This is a genomic window from Streptomyces capitiformicae, from assembly GCF_002214185.1.
Taxonomy (GTDB): Bacteria; Actinomycetota; Actinomycetes; order Streptomycetales; family Streptomycetaceae; genus Streptomyces; species Streptomyces capitiformicae.
Map to the genome: position 1 here is coordinate 9,052,280 of NZ_CP022161.1, position 12,586 is coordinate 9,064,865.

Here is a 12,586-nt window from a genome sequence, read left to right on the forward strand (position 1 = left end):
TCGCGCCACGGCGCACTGCGGACGTAGCTCAGTTGGTAGAGCGCAACCTTGCCAAGGTTGAGGTCGCGAGTTCGAGCCTCGTCGTCCGCTCCAGATCGAAGCCCCCGGTTCCGGCCGGGGGCTTTGTCGTGGGCCCGCTTGCCCCCGGTTCTCACCGGGGGCCTTTCTCACCGGGGCCTTTCTCACCGGGGCTTTTCGCGTTACGACCAGGTCGTGCCGGTCAGTCGCTCGTACGCCTCCACGTACTTCGCGCGGGTCGCGGCGATGATCTCCTCGGGGAGCGGCGGCGGGGGCTGCTCACTCTTGCGGTCCCAGCCGGAGGCGGTGGAGGTCAGCCAGTCGCGTACGAACTGCTTGTCGAAGGACGGCTGGGCATGGCCCGGCTCCCACTGGTCGGCCGGCCAGAAGCGGGAGGAGTCGGGGGTGAGGACCTCGTCGGCGAGGACGAGGGTGTCGTCCTCGTAGCCGAACTCGAACTTGGTGTCGGCGAGGATGATGCCCCGGTCTCGGGCGATGTCACGCGCCCTGCTGTACACCGCGAGGGTCGTCTGGCGCAGCTGGGCGGCGGTCTCCGCGCCGACCTGGCGGGCGACCTCCTCGTACGACACGTTCTCGTCGTGCTCGCCTACGGCGGCCTTCGTGGCCGGCGTGAAGATCGGCGCGGGGAGTTCCGAGCCGTCGACCAGGCCCTCGGGGAGGGCGAGGCCGCAGACCGTACGCGACTCGTTGTACTCCAGCAGGCCCGAGCCGGTGAGATAGCCGCGGGCGACCGCCTCCACGGGGACCATCCGCAAGGACTTGCAGACGAGGGTGCGGCCCGCCCAGTCGGCGGGGGCGCCCGGCGGGAGGTCTGTGCTCAGGACGTGGTTCGGGACCAGGTCGGCGAGCTGGTCGAACCACCAGAGGGAAAGCTGCGTGAGGACGCGCCCCTTGTCGGGGATCTCCGTCGGCAGCACCCAGTCGAACGCGGACGTTCGATCGCTGGCGACCATCACGAGGTCGCCCGCCTCGTTCTGGTACAGGTCGCGCACCTTGCCGGTGTGCAGATGCACCAGGCCCGGAACCTGAATCGGCTCGGGCTTTTCTACGAATCCGGACACGGTTCCTCCCCGTGGTGATGTCCAAGTGGCTCGATTGTCCCGCATGGGGAGGGCCGGTCTTGGTCAGGGGGCAGGGCGGGTGTCGGTCAGTCTCGTTTGCAGATGCGGTCCAGGAGGTTCGCCGTGGCTCGTTGGACACGCGTGTCCACGTGGCCGGGGCGGTCCAGGGCCGGGGACCAGGCGAATGTTCCGGATGCGAAGACCAAGGCGCCGGAGGGGGCCCGGTAGAGGGAGGTCTCCTGGTGGCGGACGACACCGTGGGTGTCCCGGTAGGGGGAGTGGGCGAGGAGGATGCGGCCCTGGTGCTCGGGGAGCGGGGTGCGGGGGAAGTAACGGTCGGCCTCGCCGGCGACCATGCCCTCCAGCTCGTCGTTCTCATGGGCGCCGGTCGCGTCCCAGAGCCAGTGGTCGGCGTTGCGCACGACCAGGGGGTGGGGGTCGGGGACCCGGCCCTCGTACTGGATGCCCATCAACTGCTGCTCGGGGCGGTCGATTTCGCGCCACAGTACGGGTTTTCCGGGGCCCCGGCGTTTTCGGCAGGTGAGCAGCCGGTCGGGGGCACCGGACGGGGACGGGCTCAGCTCCACCTGCCAGTACATGGTGTTGGAGGAGAGGAAGACGAGTGAGGTGCCGGTGTCGCGGGCGAGCTCGGCGGTGCGGCGCATCGGCGCCGACCAGTACTCGTCGTGGCCCGGGAAGACCAGCCCTCGGTAGCGGGTGGGGTCGACGCGGCCGGAGTGCAGGTCACGGGCGTCGGCGTAGGCGAGGTCGTAGCCGTAGCGCTCGGCCCAGCGAATGAAGTCGTAGGCGTGGCCGACGTGGAGGGGGAGGCCTGCGCCGGCGTACGGGCGGTCGAAGGAGACGGTCGTCGCGGCGTCGGACTCGCCGAGGAGACGGCCCTCGTCGTCCCAGGCGTGGTAGAGGCTGGCGCCCGTGCGGCCGTCCTCCGGGTACAGGTTGTACGCCTGCCAGGTGATGTCCGGGAGCAGGAGCAGCAGGTCGGCGGGGCGGTCGTCGCGGATGGTGAACGGCACGTGGGAGCGGTGGCCGTCGGCGGTGGTGAGGACCGCCACGTATGCGCCGACGTTCCAGTAGCTCGGGATCTGCAGGCGCCAGGACAGCCACCAGTGGTGGCAGGAGACCGTGCGGTCGGCGGTGAGCGGCGGCGGCTGGACGATGCCGGAGAGGCGGGGGCTGGTGGTGATCTTCGCGGCGCCGTCGCCGCCGTAGTGGCCGATGCGGTAGATGTCGACGCCGAATTCCTGGGGTGGGTCCACCGTGATGTGGAAGTCGATGGACTCGCCGGGCGCGGCGGCGCCGGTCGCCGTGAACCCTTTGATCTGGCGGCGCACGTCGTCCGCGGAGCGCGGGCCCGCCGGGGTGCGCGGAGCCGGGACGCGCGGGCCGCTGGCCTTGACCCGGGGCTCGGATGGGGCTTGGTCCAGGTCCACGTACCAGGGGACGACCTGGCCCGTGTCGTCGAAATACGTCACGGCGCCTCGTAGCCACGGGACAGGGCCCTGGCCGAAGGGGTCGGTGACGGCGTGGGCGAGGGCACCTGATTCCCAGCGGGGGATGCGGGGGGTCGAGTGGTCGGAAGGGTCGCAAGGGCCGTTGGAAGGGTCGTAAGGGCAGGAAGAGTCTGCTTGGTCCTCGTGGGCCCCATGGTCCGTGTGGTCCGTGTGGTCCGTCTGGTCCGTGTGGTCCGGCTGTTTCGAGCGGTCCGAGCCCATGAGTTCTCCCCTCCCTCGTCCCCCGTGAGCCCTTGCAAGCCCTTGCTATGTGCGCGATCGGTCCCAGCACATCACATTACGCACGCGCTCCGTCACCGTTCGTCGCGAATTGATGAGAATGGAACAGCTGGCTCGGGGCGGGGAGTTGGGATCAGACGAGACGGACCGGTTTTTCCGGGCGGACGCCGAGGTGGCGGAGCCAGTCGCGGAGGGGGGTGGGGTCGCCCTCCTCCACGAGGGTGAGGACTCGGGGGGTGAGGTCGGCGGCCCGTTCGCCGTTGACGAGGAGAGAGGGGCCGTCCAGCCAGTCGAGGCCGGGGGTCGCGCCGGCCGTGTCCATCGCGGCGCAGCAGACCATCGCGGTGACGTGCTCGGTCAGGAGTTCGCGGCCGGTGCGGGGCGGTTGCATCGGGAACAGCGGCAGCAGGCCGTCGTCCCACAAGCCCCGGTCCGGACCCTGCGGTTCGGCTCCGCCGGGTCCGGTCGATACGGCGGCCGGGGCCGAGGCCTCCTCCCGCGCCAACTCGGCGGTCAGCCCCGCAGCGAGCGCGGCGGACTGGGCGTGGGCGAGGGCGGGTTCGTCGTCGTCTTCGTCAGGGCTGCGGCCGCGGTGGTCGCCGCCGGGGGCGGATATGCCTTGGCGCGTGGGGTCGGCCTCCAGGGCGAGGTCGTCCGGGCCGGGGACCGAGTCGGGGCCGGTAGCGGCGTGTGGGCCATTGGTTGACTCGGCTGCCGCCGAGGCCGTCAGGTGGTCCAGTACCCGTGCCAGGGTCGGGCCCGTGGGGGCCGCCGGGCCGGTGCCGTTGGGGGCCGCCGGGCCGGTGGCGTGCGGGCCCGTGGCTGTCGCGTGGCGGACGCCGAGCGCGTCCAGAACACGGTGGAGGCGGGCCGCGTCGGTGCGCCACTTGCGGTCGACGACCTCGTCCGGATACTCGTGCCAGTCCACCGGGGCCCAGTCCGGGCCGGGCTCGGCGGGGCCGCCGTGGAAGAGTCGGGCGGCGAGGAGGGAGGCGGCCTCGTCGACCGCGCCGGGCTCTTCCAGCAGATCGCAGGCGGGGCGCTCGCCGAGCCGGGAGGCGAAGCCCTCGGCGAGGCGGTCGCGGCGGGACAGCTCCGTGAGCGCGGCGACGACGCCCGCGTCGAGACGGGACGGCCAGCGGCCCATCCGCCACGCGGGCAGTGCGACCCGGGTGAGGAGGCGGTCCCACCCCGCGTAGGCCAGGCCCACCTGCTCCTGGGCGACGATCCGCAGACCGTAATCCACAGCCTGTGCACGCTCGGCCGCGGCGGCGGCCACACCCCGCTCCATCTCGGCCGCGTGGCCCCGGCAGCCGCGCAGCAACAGCCGGGTCACCCAGCCGGCCCCGGCCAGCACCGTACCGACCAGGGGGCCGTGGGTCGGTGCAGAGGTGACGGCCACGGCCGCGTCCAGCCCTCGTACGAAACGGCGGGCCGCTGCTATGTCCGGGTGCGCCGACGGTCCCGTACCCGCGACGACCGGTGCCAGCACCGCCCGCAGCTCGCCCACCCGCATCCACCACAGGAACGGCGAGCCGATGACCAGCACGGGTGCGGCGTGCGCGCGGTGGCGTGGGCCCGACGACAGGCCGGACGGCAGCCCGGCCGACAGCCCGCGGGCGCCCGCCATCTCGTCTCCGGAGGCGGACGCGGAGGGGGAGGTCGAGGACGCCGGTGGGCTCGTGGTCGGCGGGGAGTGGGACGGGTGGGTGCGGTCCTCCAGCCAGCTGTCGCAGTCGGGGGTGAGGGCTATCGCGGAGGGCGCCGGGACGTCGAGGCGGTCGGCGAGGTCCCGGACCAGGCGGTAGAGGTCGGGCGCGGCCTCCTCGGTGATCGACACGGTGGGGCTGACGGCGGGCCGGGCGCGGGCGACGACGAGGGCGATGCCGGCGGCGGCGAGCAGGACGAGGACGGCGATGGCGGAGACGGCCCAGCGCGCCGTGGACCAGCCCGGGCCGGTGAGATGACCGGTGGAATCGCCGGCCTGCAGGACCACGGCGAGGGCCGCGGGCAGCAGGGCCAGGGCCAGCGCCCTGCCGCGCACGCGCAGCACGGCGAGAGCCCGGGAACGCGCGGCCTGCGCGCCCGCCTCCTCACCACCAGCCATACCGGTCACGACCCGACGTCACCCCCTGCTGTCCCGTGCGGCGCGCTCCGCGACCTTGTCCGTCACGGTGGTCGCCGCCGAATGCCCTGGTGTTGCTCACTCCCCCACTGTGGCACCCACCACTGACATCGCAATGCCGATGGGCCAAGTGCCGGAACCCCTGCGCCGCACCATAGTTGGGGCTTCGACCCTCGTCAGCCGGATGGACCATCGCTCACTCGATGGAATGGCTTTGGGGAAAGGTGCATGACACTGGGAAAGGATCGGGCCCCGGATTCCGTCGGGATTTCCAGGGGATTCCTGGGTCTCCGAGGGATTCCGAGGCCTGAGGGTCGTATCCGTTCAGATGGTCACGCAGATGGTCACGCCCCGGCTGCCGCCTTCGCCGCGATGTCCGTACGGTGCTGGGAGCCGTCGAGGTTGATGCGGGCGACGGCGGTGTACGCGCGGTCGCGGGCCTGGGTGAGGTCCTTGCCGGTGGCCGTGACGGACAGGACGCGGCCACCGGCGCTGACGATGTCGTCGCCGTCGCGCTTGGTGCCGGCGTGCAGGACGTACGCGTGCGGGGCGTCCACGGCGGCCACCTCGTCGAGCCCGGTGATGGGGTCGCCGGTGCGCGGCGTGCCGGGGTAGTTGTGCGAGGCCACGACCACGGTGACGGCCGCGTCGTCGCTCCAGCGGAGGGGTTCGAGGTCGGCGAGGGTGCCGTTGGCCGCGGCGAGCAGGACACCGGCCAGCGGGGTCTTCAGGCGGGCGAGGACGACCTGGGTCTCCGGGTCGCCGAACCGGGCGTTGAACTCGATGACCCGCACACCACGGCTGGTGATCGCGAGGCCCGCGTAGAGCAGGCCGGAGAAGGGGGTGCCCCGGCGCCGCATCTCGTCGACGGTGGGCTGCAGCACGGTCCGCAACACCTCGTCGACCAGCTTCGGGTCGGCCCACGGCAGCGGCGAGTAGGCGCCCATGCCGCCGGTGTTGGGGCCCTCGTCGCCGTCGAGGGCGCGCTTGAAGTCCTGGGCGGGCTGGAGCGGGAGGACGGTCTCGCCGTCGGTGATCGCGAAGAGGGAGACCTCGGGGCCGTCCAGGAACTCCTCGATGACGACCCGGCCGCAGGCGAGCGCGTGCTCACGGGCCTTGGCGAGGTCCGGCGTCACGACGACGCCCTTGCCGGCCGCCAGCCCGTCGTCCTTCACGACGTACGGGGCGCCGAACGCGTCCAGGGCCTCGTCGATCTCCTCAGGGGTCGTACACACGTACGAGCGCGCGGTGGGCACGCCCGCTCCGGCCATGACCTCCTTGGCGAAGGCCTTGGACCCCTCCAGCTGCGCGGCCTCCCCGGACGGCCCGAACACCGGGATGCCCGCCTCACGCACGGCGTCGGCGACGCCTGCGACCAGCGGGGCCTCCGGGCCCACGACCACCAGGTCGGCTTCCAGCCGGGTGGCCAGCGCGGCCACGGCGGCGCCGTCCAGCGCGTCGACCGAGTGCAGCTCGGCCACCTCCGCGATGCCCGCGTTGCCGGGCGCGCAGTGGAGCGCGGAGACGTCGGAGTCGAGGGACAGGGAACGGCACAGCGCGTGCTCACGAGCACCGCTACCAATGACGAGGACCTTCACGGGGCCAGCCTAACCGGCGGGACGGGGTGGCTTTGTGCGGGCTTCCGAGGAGTGGGACGGCGGGGATTTGTGGGATCGCACGAAAGACGGCGTGAGGGGGAGGGTGTGAGGGGGAGACGGAGACGTGCGAGAGGGAGGGCCTCCGGGAGTAAGAGAGGGCCTCCGGGAGTAAGAGGGGTGGGCGCCGTCGTCCGCTACTCGATCGCGCCCGGTACTCGTCCGCCTCGCCTACTCGTCCGCCCCCCGCCTACTCGTCCGCCCCGCTACTCGTTCGCGATCTCCTCCACCACGGTCGCACCCAGTTCACGCACGATCAGTTCGTGGCCGGAGAGGGCCGACTCGTCGAGGTCGGGGTCGTCGTCCTCGGGGGTGTCGTCCTCGGGGGAGACGGGTGGGGGCTCGGGGGCCCGGGGCGGGGCCGGCGCGGCCATGGGCGGGGGTGCCGCAGCGGACTGGGGCGCAGCCGGTGCCATAGACGCCGGGCGGGGTGCCGGAGCCGATGGCTGGGGCTGGGCGGGAGGCGAGGCCGGGGCCGGGGAACCGCCGTAACCGCCGCCGCCTGCGCCTCCGTAGCCGGCGCCCCCACCGCCGCCGTATCCGCCTCCGCCGCCGTGGCCACCGATGGCCGGGGCCGGAGCCCCGTACCCGCCGGGGGTGCCCGAGGGGGGAGCCGAGCCGCCGCCCGACGTGTCGACGATCGCGTCGATCTTCCAGTGCACGTTGAACTGCTCGGCCAGCGCCGCCCGCAGTACGTCCTCACTGCCGCTGCTCGCGAAGTTGTCGCGCGCGCCCGCGTTGACGAAGCCGATCTGCAGGGTCGTGCCGTCGAAACCGGCCACATGGGCGTTCTGGCTGAGCAGGATCCAGGTGAACCGGCGACGGTTCTTCACCGCCTCCAGGACGTTCGGCCACAACACACGCGGGTCGAGTCCACCGGGGGCGGGGGTGTGGGCGGCGGGGGCGGACGACGACGCCGGAGGACCGGGCTGGGCGGCGTGCGCGGCCGGGGCCGCCGGCGCGGAGGTGCCCGGGCCGCCGGGCGCGGATCCACCACCGGCGGGCGCGGCCGTCGGCCATCCGCCGGGGCGCCGACCACTGCCGGCGGCAGCCGTGGTGGGCCAGGAGCCAGGGGCGGCGGGAGGAGCAGAGGCCGAAGTGTCGGCGTTGGGGCTGGTCTGCGCGGGTGTGGGCGCGGGCGCGGCGGCAGGGGCCACCGGAGGCGCGTCGTGCGAACCGGCCCCGGGTGGAGCCGCCCCGGCGGGGCCGGCCTCTTCGCCACCGGCGCCCCCGGCACCGTACGCATCCGGACCCGGCGCGTATCCGCCACCGGCACCCGGCGTCCCCGCGGCCGGAGCCCCAGGCGCTCCCGGACCTCCGGCTCCACGGACCGCGGCCCGAGCCGCCGCGGGCCCGCCCCCCGGCGGAACAGCCATTCCCGTGGGAGCAGCCGCTCCCCCATGTGCCCCGTGGGCGTCAGGCGCGGGCATGTACCCCATCGCGGGCGCGGCCCCGCCCCCGGAGAAGTTCACCCCCCGCTCCAGGCGGTCCAGGCGGGCCATGACGGACCGCTCGTCGCCGTAGGTCGCGGGCAGGAGGACGCGCGCGCAGATCAGTTCGAGCTGGAGGCGGGGCGAATTGGCCCCCCGCATCTCCGTCAGCCCCTCGTTGACGAGGTCGGCGGCCCGGCTGAGCTCGGCGGCACCGAAGACGCCGGCCTGTGCCTGCATACGCTCGACGACGTCGGCGGGCGCGTCGAACAGCCCCTTCTCGACGGCGTCGGGCACCGCGGCGAGGATCACGAGGTCCCGTAGCCGCTCCAGCAGATCGGCGACGAACCGCCGCGGGTCGTTGCCGCCCTCGATGACCCGGTCCACGACCTCGAAGGCCGCGGCCCCGTCGCCGGCGGCGAAGGCCTCGACGACGGAGTCGAGCAACGACCCGTCCGTATAACCGAGCAGGGACGTGGCCATGGCATACGTCACACCGTCCGAGGTCGCGCCGGCCAGCAGCTGGTCCATGACGGACATCGAGTCACGCACGGAGCCGGCCCCGGCGCGCACGACCAGCGGCAGAACTCCCTCCTCGACGGGGATGTTCTCCTTGCCGCAGACCTCGCCCAGATAGTCGCGAAGCGTGCCGGGCGGCACGAGCCGGAACGGATAATGATGTGTACGCGACCGAATGGTCCCGATGACTTTCTCGGGCTCCGTCGTCGCGAAGATGAACTTGAGGTGCTCCGGCGGCTCCTCGACGACCTTCAGCAGGGCGTTGAACCCGGCCGACGTGACCATGTGGGCCTCGTCGATGATGTAGATCTTGTACCGACTGCCCGCAGGCCCGAAGAAGGCCTTCTCCCGCAGCTCACGGGCGTCGTCCACACCACCGTGCGAAGCGGCGTCGATCTCGATGACGTCGATGGACCCCGGCCCGTTCCGCGCGAGGTCCTGACAGGACTGGCACTCCCCGCACGGCGTCGGCGTAGGACCCTGCTCGCAGTTCAGACACCTGGCGAGAATCCGCGCGCTGGTCGTCTTGCCACATCCACGCGGGCCGCTGAACAGGTACGCGTGATTGACCCGGTTGTTCCGCAGCGCCTGCTGCAGCGGGTCGGTGACATGCTCCTGCCCGATGACCTCGGCGAACGACTCCGGGCGATAGCGGCGGTACAGCGCGAGAGACGACACGCATACGAGGTTATAGCCGCCCACTGACAACAGGGACCGCCGAGCGACCGCCCCCGCCGTGCCTCTGAAAGCCCCCGGGAACGCACAAGACCCCCCACGCACCCGCCAGAGCCGACCTACCCTTGCTGCCTTCCGGCCCTGGGGGAGTTCAGTCAGATAGCGCCGCGTGAGGGGCTGCCCCCAGCCTACCCGATCCCCCGGGGACCTCCGCCCGCCTCCCCGACCTCCTCTCCCACCCTGATCCCCCGCCCTCGAACGAGTTCGCAAGCACCCTCCGCCGTCATGTAATGTTTCCGGCGGAGGATTCGCCTAGAGGCCTAGGGCGCACGCTTGGAAAGCGTGTTGGGGGCAACCCCTCACGAGTTCGAATCTCGTATCCTCCGCCAGTGCCTCACCGGGCACGATGTCGAAGGTGGGTGACTTGGTCGTGTGGGGCTTGGATGGCGATCATGGTGCCGCCGGGTGGGGCGGTGTGCATGAGGCGGGCGCGGGTGGTGACGAGGGTGGCGGCGTCGTGGAGGGTGAGGATGCCGGCGAGGTGGGCGGCGGTGAGTTCGCCGATGGAGTGGCCGGTGAGGTAGTCGGGGTGTAGGCCGTGGTGTTCGAGGAGGCGGTAGAGGGCTGTTTCGAGGGCGAAGAGGGCGGGTTGGGTGTAGCGGGTTTGGTGTAGGAGGGGTGCGTGGGGGCTGTCGTGGGGGGCGAACATGATGGGGCGTAGGGGGTGGTCGAGGTGGGGGTCGAGGGCGGCGCAGACCTCGTCGAGGGCGGCGGCGAAGACGGGTGAGGCTTCGTAGAGTTGGCGTCCCATGCCGTTGCGTTGTGCGCCTTGTCCGGTGAACAGGTAGGCGAGACGGCCTTCCTGGGCCGTGCCGGAGACCACCTGGGGCGAGGGCAGACCGGCGGCCAACGCGTCGAGCCCCGCCAGCAGAGAGCCCCGGTCCTCGCCCAGGACGACGGCGCTGGTCTGGAACCGGGTGCGAGTGGTCAGCAGCGACCAGCTCACGTCCATCGGATCGGCGTCGCGCACGACCGCGGCGGAACGCAGCTTGGCGGCCTGGGCGCGCAGCGCGTCCTCCCCCCGGCCGGACACCACCCACGGCACGACGGCGGAGTACACCGAGGCCGGTTCCCCGGACCCCGTGCCGTGCCCCGCGACCACCGCGGGAGCCTCGGCGAGGACCACATGGCAGTTCGTGCCGCCCATGCCGAACGAGCTGACACCGGCCAGCAGCCGGCGCTCCGGGTGGGGCCAGTCGCGCAGCTCGCGCACGACGGACAGTCCGAGGTCGTCGAGGGGAATCGCCGGATTGGGCGTCTCGAAGTTGAGGCTGGCGGGGATGCGCCGGTGCCGGATGCTCAGCAGCGCCTTCAGTAGACCGACGATGCCCGCTGCGCCCTCCAGATGCCCGACGTTCGTCTTGGCCGATCCGACGAGCAGCGGGTTCGCGGTGCCCCGCCCCGTGCCCAGCGCTTCGCCCAGCGCCGCGGCCTCGATGGGGTCACCTACGGGGGTACCGGTGCCGTGCAGCTCGACGTACTGGACGTCGTCGGGGCCGACGCCGGCCTTGGCGTACGCCTCGCGCAGCACTATGCGCTGTGCCTCGCGGCTGGGCACGGTCAGGCCCGGCGTGGCGCCGTCGTTGTTGACGGCGCTGCCGCGGATGACGCCGTACACGCGATCGCCGTCGGCCACCGCCCGGGCGAGGGGCTTGAGGACGACGACCGCGCCGCCCTCGCCCCGCACGAACCCGTTGGCGCGGGCATCGAAGGTGTAGGCGACACCGTCCGGGGACAGACCGCCGAACCGCTCGCCGGTGACCGCGCCCTCCCCGAGGATGTTCAGGTTTACCCCGGCGGCGATCGCCAGCGACGACTCGCCCGAACGCAGTGACTCGCAGGCGAGGTGCACGGCGACCAGCGACGACGACTGCGCGGCGTCGACGGTGAGGCTCGGACCGCGCAGGCCCAAGTAGTAGGAGACGCGGTTGGCGATGATGCCGCGGTTGACGCCCGTCATGGTGTGCTGAGTGATCGCCGCGGTGCCGTGCCGGTGGACCAGGCTCTCGTAGTCGTCGCGGAGCGTGCCCACGAACACGGAGGTACGGGACTCACGCAGACGGGACGGCACGATGCCGCCGTCCTCCAGGGCCTCCCAGGACAGTTCGAGTACCAGCCGCTGCTGCGGGTCCATCGCGGCGGCCTCACGCGGCGAGATCCCGAAGAATCCCGCGTCGAATTCGCCGATATCGTCGAGGAAACCGCCCCTGCGCACACCTGCGTCCGCGGCTGGCTCCACGGTTTGCCAGCGGTCCTCCGGAACGTCGGTGATGGAACTCCGGCCGTCCCGCAGCAACTCCCAGAAAGCCTCGGGATCGGGGGCCATCGGCAGCCTGCAGGACATACCGATCACCGCGATGGACTCCTCGTCCGGGAGCCGCGGGTTGGTCTCAGCGGAATCGAAGGTATTCGTCGTCACGCTCGGCTGTCCTTTCCACGCCGATTTCCCTACGGGTGCAATTAACGGTCTGTGCGGCTGAATCCGGGACATGGACCGGGAGCCGCTCTCCGGTTCGCTTCGTCGCGGTGTCAGGCGGAGTGCGGGACGGCGCGCCGGAAGCCGCCGCGGAAGAACAGCAGCCCGTCCCGGGCGCCGCCGTGGCTCGCTCCGACCACCTCGCCGATGAAGATCGAGTGGGTCCCGAAGTCGTAGGCGGTGGACAGTTCGCACTCCAGCCAGGCCAGCGAGCCCGACAGCAGCGGCGCGCCGGTACGCGGCCCCGGGGACCAGTCGACGTCGGCGAACTGCCCGGGCCCCAGCGGGCGTTTCTTGTCCGCGAAGAAACGGACCAGGCCTTCCTGGCCGGCCTCCATGATGGACACCCCGAAATGCCCCGCGGTCTTGATGGCCTTGTGCATCACAGCGCTCCGGTCGACACAGCACAGCACGGACGGCGGGTCGAGCGAGACAGAGGTGAACGCGTTCGCGGTCATTCCGTGGATGTGTTCTCCGCCGGTGGACAGAACCGTCACACCGGTGGCGAATCGCGCCATCACCTCCCGCAGCGAAGCGGGCACCCCGTCCGTGGCCCGGTGCGCGGTGGGTTCGTCGGTGGACAGAGAGTTCATGTCACTCCCCTCGGGTATCCCATGGATGTGGAACCTACGGGGCGCGCAGAACGACCTGGGCATCGTGCGGTAATTGGTCGCTCGCAGGCATCGAGGCCGGTAACTGGCGAGTCTCGGAGCGGAAATCCGCAGAATGCGATCGGTCGCGGGTGTGGTTGGCCTCTGTCCGTGGCGGTTCGGCGATCGCGCCCTGACGACGTGC

Annotated in this window: 7 protein-coding genes, 2 tRNA genes and 1 other RNA gene; 2 read left to right on the plus strand and 8 right to left on the minus strand. The window is 72.0% G+C overall.

The annotated features are described in order from the left end of the window. Positions 1 to 17 precede the first annotated feature (17 nt). A tRNA-Gly gene (locus tag CES90_RS40615) sits at positions 18 to 93 on the plus strand. Between the two features lie 107 nt (positions 94 to 200). Here the strand turns inward: CES90_RS40615 and CES90_RS40620 are convergent. The 6 genes from CES90_RS40620 to ffs form a co-directional block, all read right to left on the minus strand. Continuing rightward, positions 201 to 1,100 (minus strand): phosphoribosylaminoimidazolesuccinocarboxamide synthase, encoded by a 900-nt coding sequence (locus CES90_RS40620; RefSeq protein ID WP_189781035.1) that lies wholly within the window; start codon positions 1,098 to 1,100, stop codon positions 201 to 203. 86 nt (positions 1,101 to 1,186) lie between these two features. Further along, on the minus strand, positions 1,187 to 2,677 hold the full coding sequence (locus tag CES90_RS40625) for a N,N-dimethylformamidase beta subunit family domain-containing protein (RefSeq protein ID WP_189781119.1): 1,491 nt from the start codon (positions 2,675 to 2,677) through the stop codon (positions 1,187 to 1,189). Positions 2,678 to 2,984: 307 nt separating this feature from the next. Then, positions 2,985 to 4,958, minus strand: a complete 1,974-nt coding sequence (locus CES90_RS40630) for a hypothetical protein (protein WP_189781118.1) — start codon at positions 4,956 to 4,958, stop codon at positions 2,985 to 2,987. Positions 4,959 to 5,320: 362 nt separating this feature from the next. Next, complete coding sequence (gene purD / locus CES90_RS40635; protein ID WP_189781034.1) at positions 5,321 to 6,574, minus strand: phosphoribosylamine--glycine ligase; 1,254 nt, start codon at positions 6,572 to 6,574, stop codon at positions 5,321 to 5,323. 263 nt (positions 6,575 to 6,837) lie between these two features. Beyond that, a complete protein-coding gene (locus CES90_RS40640; protein WP_189781033.1) occupies positions 6,838 to 9,258 on the minus strand; it encodes a DNA polymerase III subunit gamma and tau in 2,421 nt (806 codons plus the stop codon). Between the two features lie 82 nt (positions 9,259 to 9,340). Further along, positions 9,341 to 9,437, minus strand: an RNA gene (gene ffs / locus CES90_RS40645) — signal recognition particle sRNA small type. Positions 9,438 to 9,556: 119 nt separating this feature from the next. On the opposite strand from ffs, the gene CES90_RS40650 reads away from it, so the two are divergent. After that, positions 9,557 to 9,644: transfer RNA gene (locus CES90_RS40650), tRNA-Ser, on the plus strand. A gap of 5 nt (positions 9,645 to 9,649) precedes the next feature. On the opposite strand, the gene CES90_RS40655 is transcribed toward CES90_RS40650, so the two are convergent. Further along, on the minus strand, positions 9,650 to 11,734 hold the full coding sequence (locus tag CES90_RS40655; protein ID WP_408646627.1) for a type I polyketide synthase: 2,085 nt from the start codon (positions 11,732 to 11,734) through the stop codon (positions 9,650 to 9,652). 110 nt (positions 11,735 to 11,844) lie between these two features. Next, positions 11,845 to 12,384: a flavin reductase family protein gene (locus CES90_RS40660; RefSeq protein ID WP_189787956.1), complete on the minus strand. Its 540-nt coding sequence runs from the start codon at positions 12,382 to 12,384 to the stop codon at positions 11,845 to 11,847. Between the last annotated feature and the right edge of the window lie 202 nt (positions 12,385 to 12,586).

Coding starts and splice junctions, on each gene's coding strand:
- CES90_RS40630 (WP_189781118.1), bottom strand. CDS start 4,958: ATGGCTGGTGGTGAGGAGGCGGGCGCGCAGGCCGCGCGTTCCCGGGCT.
- CES90_RS40660 (WP_189787956.1), bottom strand. CDS start 12,384: ATGAACTCTCTGTCCACCGACGAACCCACCGCGCACCGGGCCACGGAC.